This window comes from Streptomyces sp. NPDC102360 (assembly GCF_044766085.1).
Classification (GTDB): domain Bacteria; phylum Actinomycetota; class Actinomycetes; order Streptomycetales; family Streptomycetaceae; genus Streptomyces.
The window spans coordinates 39,653-58,231 of the sequence record NZ_JBIWLG010000015.1 but is presented as its reverse complement, the minus strand read 5'-3'; the positions used below and the strand labels follow the sequence as shown (position 1 = coordinate 58,231).

General features: G+C 69.3%; 17 protein-coding genes. 5 read left to right on the top strand and 12 right to left on the bottom strand.

Going from position 1 to position 18,579, the window contains the following annotated elements; translation table 11 throughout:
* Nucleotides 1-77: 77 nt before the first annotated feature.
* The 3 genes from ACIRHA_RS37915 to ACIRHA_RS37905 all read left to right on the top strand — a co-directional run bounded on the left by ACIRHA_RS37915 (nt 78) and on the right by ACIRHA_RS37905 (nt 2,308).
* Nucleotides 78-1,466 (top strand): hypothetical protein, encoded by a 1,389-nt coding sequence (locus ACIRHA_RS37915; RefSeq protein WP_403855451.1) that lies wholly within the window; start codon nt 78-80, stop codon nt 1,464-1,466.
* A gap of 95 nt (nt 1,467-1,561) precedes the next feature.
* On the top strand, nt 1,562-2,074 hold the full coding sequence (locus ACIRHA_RS37910; RefSeq protein WP_403855449.1) for a DUF4383 domain-containing protein: 513 nt from the start codon (nt 1,562-1,564) through the stop codon (nt 2,072-2,074).
* A 15-nt stretch (nt 2,075-2,089) separates the two neighbouring features.
* Nucleotides 2,090-2,308: a zinc ribbon domain-containing protein gene (locus ACIRHA_RS37905; RefSeq protein ID WP_403855447.1), complete on the top strand. Its 219-nt coding sequence runs from the start codon at nt 2,090-2,092 to the stop codon at nt 2,306-2,308.
* Between the two features lie 164 nt (nt 2,309-2,472).
* Here the strand turns inward: ACIRHA_RS37905 and ACIRHA_RS37900 are convergent, their stop codons facing one another.
* The 3 genes from ACIRHA_RS37900 to ACIRHA_RS37890 all read right to left on the bottom strand — a co-directional run bounded on the left by ACIRHA_RS37900 (nt 2,473) and on the right by ACIRHA_RS37890 (nt 6,967).
* Nucleotides 2,473-3,204, bottom strand: coding sequence for an HAD family hydrolase (locus ACIRHA_RS37900; protein WP_403855653.1), 732 nt, complete (start codon nt 3,202-3,204; stop codon nt 2,473-2,475).
* 77 nt (nt 3,205-3,281) lie between these two features.
* Complete coding sequence (locus ACIRHA_RS37895; protein ID WP_403855445.1) at nt 3,282-5,798, bottom strand: phosphoribosyltransferase; 2,517 nt, start codon at nt 5,796-5,798, stop codon at nt 3,282-3,284.
* On the bottom strand, nt 5,795-6,967 hold the full coding sequence (locus ACIRHA_RS37890; protein ID WP_403855443.1) for an HpcH/HpaI aldolase/citrate lyase family protein: 1,173 nt from the start codon (nt 6,965-6,967) through the stop codon (nt 5,795-5,797). Before ACIRHA_RS37890 ends, ACIRHA_RS37895 begins: the two co-directional genes overlap by 4 nt.
* 209 nt (nt 6,968-7,176) lie before the next feature.
* On the opposite strand from ACIRHA_RS37890, the gene ACIRHA_RS37885 reads away from it, so the two are divergent.
* A complete protein-coding gene (locus tag ACIRHA_RS37885; protein WP_403855441.1) occupies nt 7,177-8,016 on the top strand; it encodes a TerD family protein in 840 nt (279 codons plus the stop codon).
* Here the strand turns inward: ACIRHA_RS37885 and ACIRHA_RS37880 are convergent.
* The 6 genes from ACIRHA_RS37880 to ACIRHA_RS37855 all read right to left on the bottom strand — a co-directional run bounded on the left by ACIRHA_RS37880 (nt 8,003) and on the right by ACIRHA_RS37855 (nt 12,616).
* Entirely contained in the window at nt 8,003-8,746 is a 744-nt protein-coding gene (locus ACIRHA_RS37880; RefSeq protein ID WP_403855439.1) for a Tellurium resistance, read from the bottom strand. The two genes, ACIRHA_RS37885 and ACIRHA_RS37880, sit on opposite strands and share 14 nt — an antisense overlap.
* Nucleotides 8,747-8,859: 113 nt before the next feature.
* Nucleotides 8,860-10,008, bottom strand: coding sequence for a DUF475 domain-containing protein (locus tag ACIRHA_RS37875; RefSeq protein ID WP_403855437.1), 1,149 nt, complete (start codon nt 10,006-10,008; stop codon nt 8,860-8,862).
* A gap of 160 nt (nt 10,009-10,168) precedes the next feature.
* Nucleotides 10,169-10,744, bottom strand: coding sequence for a TerD family protein (locus ACIRHA_RS37870; RefSeq protein ID WP_403855435.1), 576 nt, complete (start codon nt 10,742-10,744; stop codon nt 10,169-10,171).
* A gap of 103 nt (nt 10,745-10,847) precedes the next feature.
* Nucleotides 10,848-11,423: a TerD family protein gene (locus ACIRHA_RS37865; RefSeq protein ID WP_266720042.1), complete on the bottom strand. Its 576-nt coding sequence runs from the start codon at nt 11,421-11,423 to the stop codon at nt 10,848-10,850.
* Nucleotides 11,424-11,555: 132 nt separating this feature from the next.
* Nucleotides 11,556-12,014 carry a peroxiredoxin gene (locus ACIRHA_RS37860; RefSeq protein WP_266720040.1) on the bottom strand — a complete coding sequence of 153 codons (459 nt, stop codon included), beginning with the start codon at nt 12,012-12,014 and terminating at the stop codon, nt 11,556-11,558.
* Between the two features lie 170 nt (nt 12,015-12,184).
* Nucleotides 12,185-12,616, bottom strand: coding sequence for a DUF3052 domain-containing protein (locus ACIRHA_RS37855; RefSeq protein WP_266720038.1), 432 nt, complete (start codon nt 12,614-12,616; stop codon nt 12,185-12,187).
* 432 nt (nt 12,617-13,048) lie between these two features.
* Here ACIRHA_RS37855 and aceE point away from each other — a divergent pair, with 432 nt between their 5' ends.
* The gene (gene aceE / locus ACIRHA_RS37850) at nt 13,049-15,796 is read left to right on the top strand and encodes a pyruvate dehydrogenase (acetyl-transferring), homodimeric type (protein ID WP_403855433.1); all 2,748 of its coding nucleotides are present in this window, start codon (nt 13,049-13,051) and stop codon (nt 15,794-15,796) included.
* 80 nt (nt 15,797-15,876) lie between these two features.
* Here the strand turns inward: aceE and ACIRHA_RS37845 are convergent, their stop codons facing one another.
* From ACIRHA_RS37845 to ACIRHA_RS37835, 3 genes are all read right to left on the bottom strand, one after another.
* On the bottom strand, nt 15,877-16,188 hold the full coding sequence (locus ACIRHA_RS37845) for a small hydrophobic protein (RefSeq protein WP_403855431.1): 312 nt from the start codon (nt 16,186-16,188) through the stop codon (nt 15,877-15,879).
* Between the two features lie 112 nt (nt 16,189-16,300).
* Nucleotides 16,301-16,675, bottom strand: coding sequence for a peptidase inhibitor family I36 protein (locus ACIRHA_RS37840; protein WP_351332847.1), 375 nt, complete (start codon nt 16,673-16,675; stop codon nt 16,301-16,303).
* A gap of 234 nt (nt 16,676-16,909) precedes the next feature.
* Nucleotides 16,910-18,520, bottom strand: coding sequence for an MFS transporter (locus ACIRHA_RS37835; RefSeq protein WP_403855429.1), 1,611 nt, complete (start codon nt 18,518-18,520; stop codon nt 16,910-16,912).
* Between the last annotated feature and the right edge of the window lie 59 nt (nt 18,521-18,579).

Sequence of the window (18,579 nt, the reverse complement as noted above, 5' to 3'; positions counted from 1 at the left end):
AGTCACCCGGCGAACCGCGAACTAATGGACCCGTGTGTTCGTCATTAACCGATGGGAGAATGTACCGGGCAGGGCTGATGAAGGCACGGACAGCGCGGAGAGGTCAGAGGTTAGTGACGGCGACGACGACCAAAAGGAACCGCCGCGCCCTCACCGACGTCCTGACACTCGCCCTTCTCCCGCTCCCCCTCCTCACGGCGACGCTCACGGGCGCGTTCAACGCCGGAGGCACCCGGCGGTGGTTCGGGGGCCGCGCCGAGTCGCAGCGCGCGCAGGCGCAGGCCGCCAAGGACGACGCGGCCGCCGCTTTCTACGACCTTGACACCGCCCAGCGGGACCTGCGCATCTCGATAGAGACGATCACCGCGGTCGACGACTCGCCGGCGGCCCGCCGCGCCGTCGACGACTTCGCGGGGCTCGGCCGCCGGATCGACGAGGTCAGCGGGCAGTACATCACCGCGGTCGACGCGCACGATCTGGACCGGGACGACCTGGAGGCGTCCGCCGCCTCCCGCGCCCATGCTCAACTGACCGAGGCCAAGCAGCAGTTGACGCAGGTCAAGCAGGACCTGGACCGCTTCGCGCAAGGCATCGGACCGCTGCTCGGCAAGGCGGAGACACAGCTGGCGCGGGTCGCCCCGTCGGTGGAGCGCGCGCGGCAGGCCCTGCTGGCGGCGACGACCGCGCTCGACGCCGTACGGCAGGCGGGCCTCCAGGCCGACGATCTGGCGGCCCGGCTCGCCACCCTCGGCCCCGAGCTGACCAAGCTCAACCAGGGAGCGGGGCAGCACGGCGTACCGGAGACGCTGGAGCGCGCGGAGCGGGTCGCGCGCGACGCCGAGTCCGTACGGGCCGAGGCCGAGCGGCTGCCCGAGCGGGCGGCCGAGATCGACCGCAGGCTCGTCTCCCTGCGGACCCGCGCCCAGGCGCTCCAGACGCGGGCCGGGCAGGTCGAGCCGGTGCTCAGCGAGCTGCGGCGGCGGTTCACCGTCGCGTGCTGGCAGGACCTGCAGTCCGTGCCGGAAACAGCCGCGGAGAACGTGCGGCAGGCCGAGTCCAAGCTCGCCGAGGCGCGGTCGGCCCGCGAGAGCCAGGACTGGCCGAACGCGACGGCGCGGCTCTCCACGGTCCGCGCCCTGCTGAACGCGACGGACGAGTCGGTGTCGGCGGCCTCCGACCGCCTTCAGCGGCTGAACGCGGTGGCGAAGGACCCGCGGGCGGAGATCGACCGCACGCGGTTCGCGATCCGGGACGCGCAACGCCTCGCGATGGCGGGCCGGTCCACGCCCGACCCGCGGCACGCCCGCCCCCTCGACGAGTCGGTGGCGCGCCTGGACCGCGCCGTCGCGGGCCTTGAGGGGCGCCACCCCGACTACTGGCACTTCCTGACCGAGACCGAGGGCGTGCGGCGGACGGTGGCCCGCGTGGTCACGCAGATCCGGGAGGACCGGGGCGGCGGCGTCTGACGTTGGCACAACCCGCGGGACGGGCGGATCCTTGAGGTACGTCCACGTGCGTACCGCAGGTGCGCGCGTACCGCGTACAAGGAGGCGGGGCGATCATGTCCACGCACATACTCCACCCCGGGCCCCGACGCCACGTCACACTCGACGAGCATCTGCCCCTCGACCATCGGCTCAGCAGGGTGTACCGCACCGGAGCCGGTCTGATGGGGCTCGTGCTGCTCGCCTTCGGCATCCTCGGGCTCATCGACAAGATCGGGTTCTTCGACACCCGCGGGGACTCCGTCGCGGGCCTCAGCACGAACGGCGCGCTGAGCGTCCTGTCCATCTGCGTCGGCCTGCTGCTCTTCGCCGGAATGGTGATCGGCGGCAACTTCGCGTCGACGCTCAACATGACGCTGGGGATCCTGTTCATCCTCAGCGGCTTCGTGAATCTGGCCCTGCTGGACACCGGCTTCAATTTCCTGGCGTTCCGCATCCAGAACGTGCTGTTCAGCTTTGTCGTCGGTGTGCTGCTGATGTTCTTCGGGATGTACGGGCGGGTCAGCGGAACGCTGCCGCACGACAACCCGTACTGGCAGGCCAGGCACGCTCCAACTGACCGGGCCTGACCGTACTCTTGGCGCATGCCACGCTACGAGTACCGCTGCCGCAGCTGCGCCGCCACGTTCGAACTGTCCCGCCCGATGTCCGCCTCCGCGGCCCCCGCCACCTGCCCGGAGGGCCACGCCGACACGGTCAAACTCCTCTCCACGGTGTCGGTGGCGGGCACGGCCACGTCCCCGCCCCCGAGCGCTGGGGCAGGAGGGGGCGGCGGCTGCTGCGGGGGCGGCTGCTGCGGCTGAGGGTGGGCTACGGGGCTCCGCCCCGGACCCCGCTACTCAATCCATTTCAAGCCCCGCCGGCGATTGAGGCGCGGGGTCCGGGGCGGAGCCCCGTAGCGGTGCCGCGCAACGAAACGACGGGCGCCGCCCCGGCACAGCCCCGGGACCCCCGTGCCGCGCGCACATCACACCGCCCCGAGGAACCCCCGCAACACCGCCTCCCCCGCCACAACTCCCCGCTCAGCCAACACCGTCACCCCGGGCGACGCCCAGCCCACATCCGCCAGCTCCCCGTGCCCGGGCCGCCACCCCCGGTCCACCACGCGGAGCAGATCCGCGTCCAGGAGCGAATCCCCCGCCCCCAGCGTCAACCCCGCACCGACCCTCCGCGCAACCTCCGAAACCGCCGCCCCCTTGGTCAACGGCTTCGGCACGGCGTACACCTTCCGCCCCTGAAGCGACACACCCCAGCCGAGCCCGTCGGCCCACTCCCCGAGTTCCTTGACCCACCCCTCCGGCAGCGCCGCCCGGTCGACGACCAGGTACGCGAACAGGTCCTCCGCGACCCGCTCCTTCAGGAGCCACGCCGGATCCGCCGCGGCGACCATCCGCTCCCGGACCTCCCCGAGCGGCGCGCACTCCGAGTCGAGCCGCTCCCCGACCGCCCGCCGCCACTCCGGATCCGACACCCCGTCGACCAGCAAGTGCCCACCGTTCGCACAGATCGCGTACGTCGGCGCCGCCCCCGGCAACCGCACCCGCCCGTACTGTTCCCGCGTCCGCGTGGTCGTGGGCACGAACACCGCGCGCCGCCCCAGCTCGACCAGCAGCTCGGCGGCGTCCTCGGTGACGTACGACAGGGGTCTGCCCTCGTACACCTCGACGCAGAGCAGCCGCGGCGCCTCGGCGTCCGGCATGGTCAGGCCGAGCGCGCCGGCGGAGTAGATGAGCGTACGGTCGAGATCGCTCGCGACGACGGTGGTGGTGTTGGTGGTCACTTGGCCGCCACCGCCTTGCCGTCCGTCCCCGTCGCCCCACGCGTGAACTTCGGGTGGATCAACCCGACGCAGGTGTACGGGAGTTCACCGACCATCTCGACCGGGACACCGCGCTGCTCCGCCAGCAGACGCACATGGTCGAGATCGGCCCCGGCGTCCTCGCGCGCCAGGATCTTCCACGGCACCCGCCGCAGCAGCACCCGCGTCGTCTCGCCGACCCCGGGCTTCACCAGGTTCACGTCGTGGATCCCGTACTCCTCGCTGATCCGCTCGACGGCCGCCCAGCCCTCCCACGTGGGCGCCCTGTCGGCCCCCTGCAACTCCTTGACCTCGGCGTCGACCGCCTCCGTGACCTCCGCGAACCGCTCCTCCACCGCGTCGAGGAACCGCCCGGAGACGTCCGCGTCGCCCAGCTCGGAGTAGAACTTCGCCCCGTGGAAGTCGTCGGGCCCGACCAGGTCGGATCGCAGCACCGTCCGCGAAATCAGCCCGGACACCGTGGAGTTGAGGCAGGCCGAAGGGATGAGGAAGTCCTCCCTCGTCCCGTACGTGCGCACGCACGACCCCGGGTCGGCGAGCACGGCGATCTCCGGGTCGAAGCCCTCGAACTCGGCGACCGCGGCCGCGAGTTCGCGCGTGATGGCCCCCTTGCCGGTCCACCCGTCCACGAACACGACATCCGCCGGATCGTGGTGCGCGGCGAGCCAGCGCAGCGCGTTCGCGTCGATGCCCCGACCACGCACGATCGACACCGCGTAGTGCGGCAGTTCGAGGCCGTGCCGCCGCAGCGCCCAGCGCCGCATCAGCACCCCCACCGGCGTCCCGGCGCGCGCGAGCGACACAAGCACCGGGCGCGGCGACCGCTCGGCGAGCACCGTCTCGGTGACCACGCCCACCGCGTGGGCTATTCGGCCCGCCGACGCCTCAAGGGCGGCGTGGAACAACTCCTGGTACTGCGCGCTGGGCTGGTACTCGACGGGCAGCGACTCCGCGTAGTGCGCGCCCCCGCCCTGAATGGCCTCCTCGCGCTCCTCGGTCGGCGCCTCCAGCTGTACGTCCGACAGGTCCTGGAGCAGCCACCCCACCTCGTCCGGCGCGTACGAGGAGAACGCGGGGCCGCGCAACGGCTCGGGCAACGGCATGGGGGACCTTTCCTGAGGAACGTACGACGGCACCACGGCCACGACCACCCGCGAAGCGTGCTCGGCGACCCGCTCCAGCAGCCCGCCGGGGCCTTCGAGTTCGGCGGTGTCGCCGACCGAGTCGAGCACGACGACGACCGTGTCGAAGCCGCCGCCCGCGACGTTGTACGCGAACCGGTCCCCCGGCCCGTCCGCCGGCGCGTCGTGCGCCGGGAAGACGAGGCGGCTGCGGATCGCGTAGCCGGGATCGTCGACGGCGAGGACGGGCGAGCGGGTCGTGGTGGAGTACGCGATGTCGGCGCCCGCCGCCTCCAGCTCGGTGGCGAGGCGCAGTGGCGCGTACATCAACTCCTCGTTACCGAGGACGAGTACGCGCCCGTCGCCCAGGTGCGGTGCGAGGCGCGCGGCCATGCCGGGCAGTGCCGCTTCGAGGCGCTCCCGGTGCTCCGGCGTGAATCCGTGCCGCCCGCCGTCCGGCAGGCCCCGCGGCCAGCCGAGGTCGTCGAGGCGTATGAGTTCGGCGCGCTCCCGGCGGGGTGCGGGCAGCTGCCCGTCCTCGTGCGCGGCGACGAGCGCCTGCCCCTTCTCGAGCACCCCGTCCGGCAGCTTCACCGCGCCGCGCGCCGCGACCACCAGGTCGACCCGCGCCCCTATCTCGCGCGCGAACTCCTCCAGTCGCCCCTGGTCGCCCGGCGAGCGCATGTCGACGAGCGCGACGATGACGTAGTGCCCGCGCGCGTGCAGTTCGTGCAGCGCGCGGATGGTGTTCAGGACCGTGTTCCCCGTGGAGAACTCGTCGTCGACGAGGACCAGCGGGCCGTCCCCCGCGAGCAGGTGCGGATCCTCGGGCAGCAGCAGGTGCGAGGTGGCGTGCGAGTGGGACTCCTCGAAGCCGCCCGCGCGGGCCACGCCCTCGACGGGCCTGCGCGTGGAGTGCAGGTAGGTCGCGAGGGCCAGGCCGTCGGCGACGGAGTGTCCGAGCCCCGTCGCCGTCTCGGCGTAGCCGAGGACGACCGCGCGGCGCGCCGCGTCGTCGCCCAGCAGTTCCCTTACCCGTACGCCGAGTTCGCGCCCCGAACCCCACACCACCGATGGACTCTGCGGGACGTGCTTGCCCAGCACGTTCGACACCAGCAGGTGCGCACGCTTGGGGTTGCGCCGCAGCGCGAGCCCAAGGAGTCCGGGCAGCTCCCGGTCACCCGTCAGCTCGACCCCGAGCCGCTCGGCGACCCACTCCCCGGACCACACCACGTTCCCGCCGCCTCCCGCCTCTTCACGCGTCCCGACCACCGGGCTCACCTCTTCATGCACCCCGAATCCACGCACCCCTGGTTCACGCACCCCGAAAGCCCGACTCTCCTCGTCACTCATCCCGGCAACCCGGCCGTCAGCAGCTCCACGAACCCCACGTCCTCCCGCGCCACCCCGAACGCCTCCGCACGCCGCAGCGTCCGCTCGGCCCACGCGCGGTGCGGCTTCACCTCGTTCATCTTGTTCGTGTACGCCGACCGCAGCACACCGCCACCGCCCCGCTCGGGCCGCAGTATGTCGCAGGCGTCGCTGTACTCCTCGTGACTCACGACGGAGAGCGCGTGCACGGGCAGCACGTGCGTGGGGTGGATGCAGGTCTTGCCGAGCAGTCCGTTGGCCCGGTCCAGCTCGATCTCGCGCAGCAGCCCGTCCATGTCGTGCTGGATGAGCGCCTTCCGCAGGTCGTCGGCCCGGCCCTCCAGGAAGGGGCTGCGGCGCAGCTGCGGCTTGAACATGCGCTCCTGGTGGCGGAAGTACTCCCAGACGGGCCCGGTCACCGTGAACCCGGTGCCGTCCGCCCGGCCCAGCAGATTGACCACGTCACCGATGACGGACGCCACGATCTGGACGTCGTACGCCGTCATGTCCGGCGGCCTGCGCAGCCCGTACGCCGAGCAGAAGTCGGTGACGCCGAGGCGCAGCGCGAGGACGCGCTCGCGGTACTTGTCGACGGTGCGGGCGATGCCGGCCAGCGTCTCGCCGCGCGTCTCCAGGTGCAGCAGGTCGGGCGACTCCAGGACCGGCATGGCGAAAAGCCGCCGTCCGGAGGCCGCCTCGGCGGCGGTGAGGGCCTCCAGGAACGGAACACCCCGCTCCTCGGTGAACTTCGGCAGCACGAATCCGGACAGCAGCTCCGCGGCGGGGCCGAGCCGTGCCACGAGATCGGTGATCTGCTCCGGGGTCCGTACCCGGATGAAGAGCAGGGGCGGCCCGGCCCCTTCGGTGTCCCTGCGCGCGAGCTCGGTGAGCTGCCGCACCAGGTTCTCCTCGGCGCCCGGCACCTCGCCGTCGTGTATCGAGTCCTCGAGGCACAGCACCATGGAGACGACGCCGTGCCCGGCCTGCTTGAGCACGTCGTCCGCGAGCTGCGGGCGGGTCGCCGGACTGTAGAGCGTCGCCCCGAGTGCCGCCGCGAGCATGCGGGGCGGGGAGTCCGCGGTGAAGTCCCGCGGCTCCTCGTGGAACAGGCGCTCCCGCACCTCAGGGGCGATGTGCCCGAAATGACGCATGAGACTCCCCCGACCTGCCGGTCCACCCGAAATGATGTGGCCGGTAATAGTACGTACAAGGGTGTGTCAAAGGTTCCCGACCGTAATGAAGTTCTGGTAACCGGCGCATGTCGCGCGCTGTTTTCCGGCCTCCCACCGGCCGCCCACAGGGCTGTCGATCTTGGTACCCCGCGTTGTCGTGACCAGGACCGGGGAGGCAGGATGACCGCATGACGCACGCGATGCTCAAGGGGGCGAACGTCCCGCTCGAAGCCACGGCGGTGCGCGCCGTGCTCCACTGGTCCCCGGGGCAGGGCGCGCCGACCGTCGAGGCCTCGGCGCTGCTGCTCGCCGCGGACGGGCGCGTCCGGTCCGACGAGGACTTCGTCTTCTACAACCAGCCGCGCCACCCCTCGGGGACGGTCTGGCGGCTCGGCCAGAAGCGCGTCGCCGACGGCATGACGGACACCGTCCAGGCGGACCTCTCGGCCGTTCCCGCGGAGATCACCCGGATCCTCGTGACGGCCTCCACGGACCCGGGCACCACCCCCTTCGAGACCGTTCGGTCGCTGCGACTTTCCCTCTACGACTCCGCGGCCGAGGGCGCCGAGCCGATCGCGTACTTCGACATCAAGCCGGAGACCGGCGCCGAGACCGCGCTGATCTGCGGCGAGCTGTACCGGCGCGGCGACGGCTGGCGGCTGCGCGCGGTCGGCGAGGGCTACTCCGACGGCCTGGTGGGCCTCGCCACGGATTTCGGCATCGCGGTCGACGAATCCGCCGAGCCCGATGCCGCTCCCGCCGCCGAGCCCGAGCCCGTGCCTGCCGTGTCCACCCCGGCCGCCGAGCCGGCACCGCCTCTCGCGGCGCCCGGCCCGATGCCCGAGGCGGCGCCGGTCGTGGCGGCGGCGTTCCCGCTGCCGCCCCAGCAGCCGCCCGCGTACGGCTATCCGCCGGCGGCCGCCACGCAGCAGCAGCCGCCCGCGTACGGGTACCCGCAGCCGGTGTCGGCGTGGCCCGACCCGGCCTTCAAACTGCCGCCGCAGGGGCCGCAGTTCATCGGCCAGTGACGCTCTTGTAGCCCCGACCCCACTGCAGGCCCCACCCGTACAGCCGGTCGAGCTCGGCCTGGAACCCGTACACGAAGCGCACCTCGCGTCGTACGACGAAGTCGCCCTTCACGTTCTCGATGGTGACCACGGCGCACGAGCGGGCCTGGGGTGCCCGCTCGTCGAGGCTGATCTCGATCCGGGGACCGTTGCTCGGGTACAGCGTCACATGGGCGTGCGTACGGTCGAAGGCCGGCGTCTGGTCGTAGATGTAGACGAACACCAGCAGGCGCTTGATGTCGTCGCGGTGATCGAGGTTGACGTAGACGGTCTCGCCGGACCCCGAGCCGAACCGGTCGTCGCCGCTCAGCTTCACGTACGGCGGCTCGTTGAGCGCTCCGAAGAAGCTGCCGAGGGGCTGCACGACCCCCTTCGAACCGTCCTTCAGCTCGTACAGACAGCCGAGGTCGAGGTCCACATTGACCATCGACTGGGTGTGTGCCTGGACCACATCGGGTTTGAACATGCTGAACGGATGCCGCATCAGGCTGTTCCGCTTGGGACCGCCGATGTCCGAAGTCCGCATCCGCCACGACAGGTTGATCCGCAGATTGCCGGTGGCCGCACCCTGCTTGGAGAGCGAGACGACCGGATGTCGCTTGGTGAGTTCGATGGCGTTGGTCGCCGCGCTGCCCGAATCGAACTCGAACTGCGCGGAGTTTCCGCGCCATACCCTGTCCCAGATGGACATACCGCCCCCAAGTGCCGCCGTACATGCCGACGGGGCGGCCGCTGAGGACTTGTCCTCGTACAACCGCCCCGCTCACAGCGTTCCAGGAATACCCCAGGGGTCAAACCCGTGAATCAGACTCCTGAGGACACCTCGGTCTTGTCCGAACTCCCGGAGGAGCCGCCCTCCTCGGCCGCGATCCGCTTGTTGCGCCGCACCGAGGACAGGAAGGACCAGGCGATCAGCACGACACCGATCAGGCCCGTGATGAGCTCGCTGATCTGGTACTGGATGGTGATCAGGAGGAGGACGGCGAGCGCGCCGATCGCGTAGTGCGCGCCGTGCTCCAGGTACACGTAGTCGTCCAGGGTGCCCTGGCGGACGAGGTAGACCGTGAGCGAACGGACGTACATGGCACCGATACCGAGGCCGAGGGCCATCATCACGATGTCGTTGGTGATGGCGAAGGCGCCGACCACACCGTCGAAGGAGAAGGACGCGTCCAGGACCTCGAGGTAGAGGAACATGAAGAACGCGGCCTTGCCGACCATCACCGCCGCCGACTGCGGCTTGCCCTCGCGCTTGGCCTGCTCCTCGGCCTCGTGCTCGCGCTCCTCCTCTTCCTCGAGACGGTGCTCGAAGAAGCCCGACAGACCGTTCACGACGAGGTACGTGATGAGGCCCGCGACGCCCGCGAGCAGCACGGTGGCCTGCTTGTCCGCGTGCACGCCGCCGTGCTGGTGCGCGTGGACCGCGACCGTCATGGAAGCGACGAGCAGCACGATCAGGGCGATGCAGACCGACAGCATGTCGACCTTGCCGAGCTTGGCGAGCGGGCGCTCGAGCCAGCCGAGCCACTTGATCTCGCGCTCCTCGAAGATGAAGTCGAGGAAGATCATGAAGAGGAACATGCCACCGAAGGCGGCGATGGACGGGTGCGCGTCCGTGACCAGTTGCTGGTACCGGTCGGGCTGGTTGAACGCGAGGTCGACCGCCTCGATCGGCCCCAGCTTGGCGCTGATGGCGACGATGACGACGGGGAAGACGAGCCGCATGCCGAAGACGGCGATCAGCACGCCGACCGTGAGGAAGATCTTCTGCCAGAAGGCACTCATCTTCTTCAGGATTCCGGCGTTGACCACCGCGTTGTCGAAGGACAGCGAGATCTCCAGGATCACGAGGATCAGGACGACCCCGAAGGCCTCCCAACCGCCGTAGAACACTGCGGCGATCAAGCCGAGCACGGTGATCGCGAGCGACCAGCCGAAGGTTTTCAGAACCACTGGCTTCCCCATCATGTGAACGGGTTTCCCCGTGCTGGTTGTACGGGGCTCCCCCGCTCCGTGCACGGCTTTACAAGGCATTGTTCCGGAGGGTGGCCCCCGGACCCCCAGCAGCAAAACCCCGGGACCGCCCGAGCTTGAACCTCACCAGGAGAACGCTTTAGGAAACGTTGACTCCGAAGTCTAGAGCGATGCCCCGCAGCCCGGACGCGTACCCCTGGCCGACTGCCCGGAACTTCCACTCTCCCCCGTATCGGTACACCTCGCCAAAGATCATGGCGGTTTCGGTGGAGGCGTCCTCAGAGAGGTCATAACGGGCGAGCTCCTGGCCGTCCGCCTGGTTCACGACACGGATGAACGCGTTGCTGACCTGGCCGAAGGTCTGGCTGCGGTTGTCCGCGTCATGGATCGAGACCGGGAAAATGATCTTGTCGCAGCCGGCCGGCACCTTGGAGAGGTCGACCAGGACCGACTCGTCGTCGCCCTCCCCCTCGCCGGTGAGGTTGTCCCCCGTGTGCTCGACCGAACCGTCGGGGCTCTTGAGCTGGTTGTAGAAGATGAACCACTCGTCGCCCATGACCCGGCCGCCGCTGCAGAGCAGCGCGCTGGCGTCGAGGTCGAAGTCGGCGCCGGTGGTGGAGCGCGCGTCCCATCCGAGCCCGACCAGGATCTGTGTGAGGTTCGGTGCGGCCTTGGAGAGGGAGACATTGCCTCCCTTGGCGAGTGTGACGCCCATGATCGTGTCCTCCCCGAGGTGTGGTGGTGCTGTGGTCGAGCGCGTCCGGCGCCGCACTGGGAGTGCGGCGCCGGACGGGATGAACGTGCTGCGGTGCTTCGGCTCAGACGTTGACGCCGAAGTCCTGCGCGATGCCGCGCAGACCCGAGGCGTAGCCCTGGCCGACAGCGCGGAACTTCCACTCCGCCCCGTTGCGGTACAGCTCACCGAAGACCATCGCGGTCTCGGTGGAGGCGTCCTCGGAGAGGTCGTAACGGGCGATCTCGGTGCCGCCCGCCTGGTTCACGACGCGGATGAACGCGTTGCGCACCTGGCCGAAGGACTGCTGACGGCTCTCGGCGTCGTAGATCGAGACCGGGAACACGATCTTGTCGACATCGGCCGGAACCGAAGCGAGGTCGACCTTGACCTGCTCGTCGTCGCCCTCGCCCTCGCCTGTGGTGTTGTCACCGGTGTGCTCGACCGAGCCGTCCGCGCTCTTCAGGTTGTTGAAGAACACGAAGTCCTGGTCGTTGCGGACCTTGCCCTCGGCGTTCGTCAGGATGGCGCTCGCGTCGAGGTCGAAGTCCGTACCCGTGGTGGTACGGACGTCCCACCCGAGGCCCACGACCACTGCCGTGAGGCCAGGGGCCTCCTTGCTCAGCGATACGTTGCCACCCTTGCTGAGGCTGACTCCCACGATTCCTCCCTATGGTCTCTAGGGGCGGGGAGCCCCCGTGCTGCTCTGGTATCGGATCAACGTCTGGATCCTAGTAAGGGGTTCCCGCCCCGGCGAGGGATCCAGCAGGGTGTCGTCCGTCGATGGCTCGCCCTACAGGGCGTCGATCGCCTTGACGTACTCGTTCAGGTCACGCGCGTCGGGCAGGCCGTTGACGACGGTCCAGCGGACCACGCCCTCCTTGTCGATGATGAACGTGCCGCGCACCGCGCAGCCCTTCTCCTCGTCGAAGACGCCGTACGCGCGGGATGCCTCGCCGTGCGGCCAGAAGTCGCTCAGGAGCGGGTACTCCAGGCCCTCCTGCTCGGCGAAGACACGCAGCGAGAACGGGGAGTCGTTCGATACGGCGAGCAGCTGCACGTCGTCGTTGACGAACTTCGGCAACTCGTCACGCAGCGCGCACAGTTCGCCGGTGCACACCCCGGTGAAGGCGAACGGGTAGAAGAGCAGCACCACGTTCTTCTCGCCGCGGAAGTCCGAGAGCTTCACGGTCTCACCGTGCTGGTTCTTGAGCTCGATCTCCGGAGCCTTGGTGCCGGCCTCGATCGCCATGGTGAAGCTTCCCTTCGGTGGGGCTGTTCGGGTGGCTTCAGCCTAGTTGCCCGCGTACGGGCGCCGCCGAGCAGGTCGGTGCGGGGCGTGCGGTCATGCGTGAGGGCCCCCGCGGGCGCTGTGGCGCACCTGCGGGGGCCCTCACTACGGTTCTCGTTCCGCTGCGGCTGCTATCGCTTCTTGGCTGCCGCCTTCGGCGTGGCCAGACGGCTTGCGGTCCAGTCCTTACCCGCGCTGACGCTCTTGCTCGCGGTCAGGCCCGCCGTGGTGGCGGCCTCGCCGATCTCACTGGCCTCGACGTAACCGTCGCGGCCGGTCTTCGGCGTCAGAAGCAGGATGGAGCCGCCTTCCTCCATGTAAGCGATGGCGTCCACCAGCGCATCAGTAAGGTCCCCGTCGTCATCACGGAACCAGAGCACCACGGCGTCAGCCACGTCGTCGTAGTCCTCGTCGACGAGCTCGGAGCCGATGGCCGCCTCGATGGTCTCTCGGAGCTCCTGATCGACGTCGTCGTCGTAGCCGATCTCCTGGACCACCTGGTCGGTCTGGAAACCCAGCCTCACGGCAAGGTTCGTTTCCGCGTGGTCCGCGGTCGCGCTCACGGATTGCCTCCTGATCGTGTTTACGAAGTTGTCTACAGCCTCGCGTACGCGCGAAGCGTTGGCCGTAGTCCACACGTGCGCGACGGATCGCGCAAGTACCCGGCCGTCAAGACCGCCGAAACGGTGACTTTCCAGGCCGTGTCACCGCAACTCCCGTCAAGGATCCCCACCGGCCAGTGATCTATGCCACAGCGATCTGTCAGCTTTGCCCGTCACTGCCCGAGCACCGAGCGCGACCGGGGACCGCCACCGCCACGGAGTTCTTGAACGAAATCGGCGTATCGTGGCGGTTTGAGCGCGACGGCTGGTGGGATGCGTACCGGACCTCGAATTACCTCTCGGTAGAGATGACGATTCCGAATTCGAGGTACACGATGGACAACGGCGTACCCGACAGTGGAACAGTGGCATCACCGACAGTGAAGGAACAGCGTGGTTTCCGGATCCGATCGCAACCCGATCATCATTGGCGGTCTTCCCAGCCAGGTCCCGGACTTCGATCCCGAGGAGACCCAGGAGTGGCTCGACTCCCTTGACGCCGCAATCGACGAGCGCGGCCGCGAGCGTGCCCGGTACCTGATGCTCCGGCTGATCGAGCGGGCCCGCGAGAAGCGCGTGGCCGTGCCCGAGATGCGCAGCACGGACTACATCAACACGATCGCCACCAAGGACGAGCCGTTCTTCCCCGGCAACGAGGACATCGAGCGCAGGGTCCTCAACGCGACGCGGTGGAACGCGGCGGTGATGGTGTCCCGCGCTCAGCGGCCCGGCATCGGCGTCGGCGGTCACATCGCCACCTTCGCCTCCTCCGCGTCGCTGTACGACGTGGGCTTCAACCACTTCTTCCGCGGCAAGGACGAGGGCGACGGCGGCGACCAGGTCTTCTTCCAGGGCCACGCCTCTCCGGGCATCTACGCCCGCGCCTATCTGCTCGACCGGCTCAGCGAGGAGCAGCTCGACGGCTTCCGCCAGGAGAAGTCGAAGTCGCCCAACGGGCTTTCCTCGTACCCGCACCCGCGCCTCATGCCGGACTTCTGGGAGTTCCCCACCGTCTCCATGGGCCTCGGCCCGCTCGGCGCGATCTTCCAGGCCCGGATGAACCGCTACATGGAGGCCCGCGGCATCGCCGACACCTCCAAGTCGCAGGTGTGGGCCTTCCTCGGCGACGGCGAGATGGACGAGCCCGAGTCGCTTGGCCAGCTCTCCATCGCCGCCCGTGAGGGCCTCGACAACCTCACCTTCGTCGTCAACTGCAACCTGCAGCGCCTCGACGGTCCCGTGCGCGGCAACGGCAAGATCATCCAGGAGCTCGAGTCCCAGTTCCGCGGCGCCGGCTGGAACGTCATCAAGCTGGTCTGGGACCGCAGCTGGGACCCGCTGCTCGCGCAGGACCGGGACGGCGTCCTGGTCAACAGGCTGAATACGACGCCCGACGGCCAGTTCCAGACGTACGCCACGGAGACCGGCGACTACATCCGCGAGCACTTCTTCGGTGACGACCACCGCCTGCGCACGATGGTCGAGAACATGACCGACAAGGAGATCCAGCACCTGGGCCGCGGCGGCCACGACCACAAGAAGATCTTCGCCGCGTTCACGGCCGCCAGGGAGCACAAGGGGCAGCCGACGGTCATCCTGGCGCAGACGGTCAAGGGCTGGACCCTCGGCCCGAACTTCGAGGGCCGCAACGCCACGCACCAGATGAAGAAGCTGACGGTCGACGACCTCAAGGGCTTCCGCGACCGGCTGCACATCCCGATCACCGACGCGCAGTTGGAGAGCGGCGCCCCGCCGTACTACCACCCCGGCCGGGACTCCGAGGAGATCCAGTACATGCACGACCGCCGCAAGGCGCTGGACGGGTACGTCCCGACCCGTGTCGTGCGCGCGAAGCCCCTTCAGCTTCCGGACGACAAGGCCTACGCGGGCGTCAAGAAGGGCTCCGGGCAGCAGTCGATCGCCACCACGATGGCCTTCGTCCGGCTGCTCAAGGACCTGATGCGGGACAAGGAGATCGGCAAGCGCTTCGTGCTGATCGCTCCGGACGAGTACCGCACCTTCGGCATGGACTCCTTCTTCCCGAGCGCGAAGATCTACAACCCGCTCGGCCAGCAGTACGAGTCCGTCGACCGTGAACTCCTGCTCGCCTACAAGGAGTCGGCCACCGGCCAGATGCTGCACGACGGCATCTCGGAAGCCGGCTGCACGGCGTCCCTGATCGCCGCCGGCTCCGCCTACGCGACCCACGGCGAGCCGCTGATCCCGGTCTATGTCTTCTACTCGATGTTCGGTTTCCAGCGCACCGGCGACCAGTTCTGGCAGATGGGCGACCAGCTGGCGCGCGGCTTCGTCCTCGGCGCGACCGCCGGCCGCACGACACTGACCGGCGAAGGCCTCCAGCACGCGGACGGGCACTCGCAGCTGCTCGCTTCGACCAACCCCGCCTGCGTGGCCTATGACCCGGCGTACGCCTACGAGATCGCGTACATCGTCAAGGAGGGGCTGCGCCGGATGTACGGCCCGACCGCCGACGGCAAGGCGGGCGAGGACGTCTTCTACTACCTGACCGTCTACAACGAGCCGATCCAGCACCCCGCCGAACCGGCCGATGTCGACGTCGAGGGCATCCTCAAGGGCATCCACCGCATCAGCACCGGGACCTCGGGCTCGATCCCCGCCCAGATCCTGGCGTCGGGCGTCGGCGTCCCGTGGGCGATCGAGGCGCAGCAGATCCTGGCCCAGGACTGGAACGTACGGGCCGACGTCTGGTCCGCGACGTCGTGGAACGAACTGCGCCGCGAGGCAGTGGAAGTGGAGCGCCACAACCTGCTGCACCCAGAAGAGGAGCAGCGCACGCCCTACGTCACGCAGAAGCTGTCCGGCGCGCAGGGGCCGTTCGTCGCGGTCTCCGACTGGATGCGCTCGGTCCCCGACCAGATCGCACGCTGGGTGCCCGGCACGTACCAGTCGCTCGGCGCGGACGGTTTCGGTTTCGCGGACACCCGAGGCGCCGCGCGTCGCTTCTTCCACATCGACGCCCAATCGGTCGTGGTCGGGGTGCTCACGGAGCTGGCTCGGGAAGGCAAGGTCGACCGGTCGGTCCTCAAGCAGGCGATCGACCGCTACCAGCTGCTCGACGTCTCGGCCGCCGATCCCGGCGCGGCCGGGGGCGACGCCTGAGCGATGACTGCCTGACGGGTGGCTCGGCGGAGGGCGGCGAGGGCTTTGGCCTCGCCGCCCTCCGGCATGTCCCGGTTCGCTCAGAACGCTCCGCCCGCGAGCGGCCCGGCCGCCGAGGCCAGCCAGACGATCGCGAGGAGAGTGTCGATCGCGCCGAGCACGACCGCGACGAGTGCCGGTACCGACTGTGTGCCGGTCCAGCGACGGCCCATGGCCAGCCAACCGCAGACGACGGCGACCGGTCCGAGCACGATCCCCAGGGTGAAGAAACCGGCGATCGCGCAGATGAGGCCGATGATTCCGAGCGACGCGCGGTCCGGCCCGGTCCGTGACCATGCGCGGCCACGTGAGCGGGGGTGCTTGCGCGTGGTGTGTCCGAAGCCCGCCATCATCACTCCCTGAGTTCTTCCGGTTTTTCCGGTTCTTCCGGACTCGGGCGATGCTTCGGGTACCCCGCTTGCCGCGGTCTATCGCGCGCCGTACTCCACGGCCCCCGTCGGCCGCCTATTGCTCCCAGACCTTGAACGCCCGTGCCCGGTACGGGGATTCGGGCTCCCACGTCCCGCTGCCGGGGTACGTCTGGAACTCACCGGTCTCCGCGCACACCGCGGACTGATAGGTGGTGACGGGTCGGCCCGTGCGGTTGGCGAGGGACGTCGCGCTACTCCCCTCCGGCAGCGCGATGCAGCTCTCGATATCGATATCGGCCAGTTCATAGGCGTGCCGGGACCCCTTGAAACCGCTCTTGCCCCAGAGGCACAGCTCCCCCGCCGCGCAGTCACCCAAGGTCGGTGGCGCCGCCGCGGTGGCGAGGCCCGGAGTGAGCGCCACCGCGGCGAGTGCGGTCGCGGCGGCAGCCGTGGTCATGAATGTACGCATGTGCTTCAACCCCCGTGTCGTGTCGACCAGTTGCGTTCGCGACTGATCGCGTGCCAGACACTCTGGCCCGGAAGATCTGGTTCCGGGAAGGTCTGCCGAGGGACGTCACCCTGATAAGCGAAAGCCCCCGGATAGTTCCCGGGGGCTTCCCTCGCACGAGCGGTTTCGCGCGCCGCAAAGGCGGTTGCACGCGATCTGGGCCGATGGCCGGCAGTCAGGGCCGATGGCCGGCCATCAGATGTGCGCTGCGCTCGCGCCCGCCTCCGCGTTCTCCCCGCGCTTGGTCAGCAGCGCGACGAAGATGGCGACGACGGCGACACCCGCGGCGACCAGGCAGGCCATGCTCATGCCCGAGATGAAGGTGTCCTGCGCGACGCCCGTGATCTTCTCGGCGAGCGCCGGCGGGGTGCCCGGAGGCGCCGGCGCGACGCCGACCTGGACCGCCTCCGCCGCCTGACCCAGCTGCTCGTGCGTGAGCGGCGGGAGCCCGGCGCCCGTCCAGTTCCCGGCGAGATCGCTGTCGACCTTGGACGCCATGACGGCACCGAGCACGGCGGTGCCGAGGCTGCCGCCGATCTGCATCGCGGCCTGCTGGAGTCCACCGGCCACGCCGGAGAGCTCCAACGGCGCGTTGCCCACGATGACTTCGGTCGCTCCGACCATCACGGGCGCGAGGCCAAGACCCAGCAGGGCGAACCAGAGGGACATGATCCCGCTGCCCGTTCCCGCTTCCAGCGTGGACATCCCGTACATGGCGATGGCGGTGAGTGTCATGCCGCCGGCGAGCGGGACGCGAGGGCCGAACTTCGTGATCATCGCCCCCGCCAACGGCGAGCCGACGATCATCATGCCGGTCAGCGGAAGCAGGTGCATGCCGCTCTCGACCGGGCTCATGCCGTGCACGTTCTGGAGGTAGAACGTGACGAAGAACAGCCCGCCCATGAACGCGATGGCCATGAGCACCATGAGCACCACACCGGCCGACAACGGCACGGACCGGAACAGGGCCATCGGGATGAGCGGTTCGGCGACGCGGGTCTCCCAGAGCGCGAACACCACGAAGCACAGCACCGATCCGGCGATGAACGTCCAGGTCATACCGTCGCCCCAGCCCCATGTCGGGGCCTTGATGAGCGCCCAGACCAGGCAGAACATCGCGCCGGACAGCAGCACGATTCCCAGGACGTCGAAGGACCGCGGCGCGTTCTCGGCACGGTGGTCGAGGAGGATGAAAAGCCCCAGGGCAAGGGCGAGAACGCCGATGGGGACGTTGATGAAGAAGACCGACTGCCAGCTGACATGCTCGACGAGCAGCCCGCCGACGATCGGGCCGCCGGCGGTCGAAGCGCCGATGACCATGCCCCAGATACCGATCGCCATGTTCAGCTTTTCGGCGGGGAACGTGGCGCGCAGCAGGCCGAGCGCGGCAGGCATGAGCAGTGCCCCGAACAGGCCCTGGAGCACGCGGAACGTGATGACGAGGGCGATGCTGTCGGACAGGCCGATGGCCCCCGACGCGGCGGCGAAGCCGATGACACCGATGAGGAAGGTCTGCCGGTGGCCGAATCGGTCACCGAGCTTGCCCGCGGTGATCAGCGCGACCGCGAGAGCGAGGAAATAGCCGTTGGTTATCCACTGGACGTCGGCGAAGGTCGCGCCGAGGTCCTGCTTAATAGTCGGGTTGGCGATGGCGACGATGGTGCCGTCGAGGGCGACCATCATGACGCCGATCGCGACGGAGAAGAGTGTCAACCAGGGGTGCCCGCGCAGCCCCTTGGCCGGTGCCGGGACGTGCTCGGGCTCCGGAACCCGATCCGCCTTGTCGACAGTGGTCTGACTAGTCATGTGTTCGAGGCTAATGACAGCCACTGACAGTTGACGAACCATTTAACAAGTCAGTAACT

Bases quoted from the DNA above. Each gene is read 5' to 3' on its own strand.
- ACIRHA_RS37885 (WP_403855441.1), top strand. From the start codon at position 7,177: ATGACGCACGCGATGCTCAAGGGGGCGAACGTCCCGCTCGAAGCCACG.
- ACIRHA_RS37840 (WP_351332847.1), bottom strand. From the start codon at position 16,675: ATGCGTACATTCATGACCACGGCTGCCGCCGCGACCGCACTCGCCGCG.
- ACIRHA_RS37910 (WP_403855449.1), top strand. From the start codon at position 1,562: ATGTCCACGCACATACTCCACCCCGGGCCCCGACGCCACGTCACACTC.
- ACIRHA_RS37895 (WP_403855445.1), bottom strand. From the start codon at position 5,798: ATGAGTGACGAGGAGAGTCGGGCTTTCGGGGTGCGTGAACCAGGGGTG.
- ACIRHA_RS37860 (WP_266720040.1), bottom strand. From the start codon at position 12,014: ATGGCGATCGAGGCCGGCACCAAGGCTCCGGAGATCGAGCTCAAGAAC.
- ACIRHA_RS37915 (WP_403855451.1), top strand. From the start codon at position 78: ATGAAGGCACGGACAGCGCGGAGAGGTCAGAGGTTAGTGACGGCGACG.
- ACIRHA_RS37835 (WP_403855429.1), bottom strand. From the start codon at position 18,520: ATGACTAGTCAGACCACTGTCGACAAGGCGGATCGGGTTCCGGAGCCC.
- ACIRHA_RS37905 (WP_403855447.1), top strand. From the start codon at position 2,090: ATGCCACGCTACGAGTACCGCTGCCGCAGCTGCGCCGCCACGTTCGAA.
- ACIRHA_RS37900 (WP_403855653.1), bottom strand. From the start codon at position 3,204: ATGCCGGACGCCGAGGCGCCGCGGCTGCTCTGCGTCGAGGTGTACGAG.
- ACIRHA_RS37890 (WP_403855443.1), bottom strand. From the start codon at position 6,967: ATGCGTCATTTCGGGCACATCGCCCCTGAGGTGCGGGAGCGCCTGTTC.
- ACIRHA_RS37845 (WP_403855431.1), bottom strand. From the start codon at position 16,188: ATGATGGCGGGCTTCGGACACACCACGCGCAAGCACCCCCGCTCACGT.
- ACIRHA_RS37870 (WP_403855435.1), bottom strand. From the start codon at position 10,744: ATGGGCGTCACACTCGCCAAGGGAGGCAATGTCTCCCTCTCCAAGGCC.
- ACIRHA_RS37880 (WP_403855439.1), bottom strand. From the start codon at position 8,746: ATGTCCATCTGGGACAGGGTATGGCGCGGAAACTCCGCGCAGTTCGAG.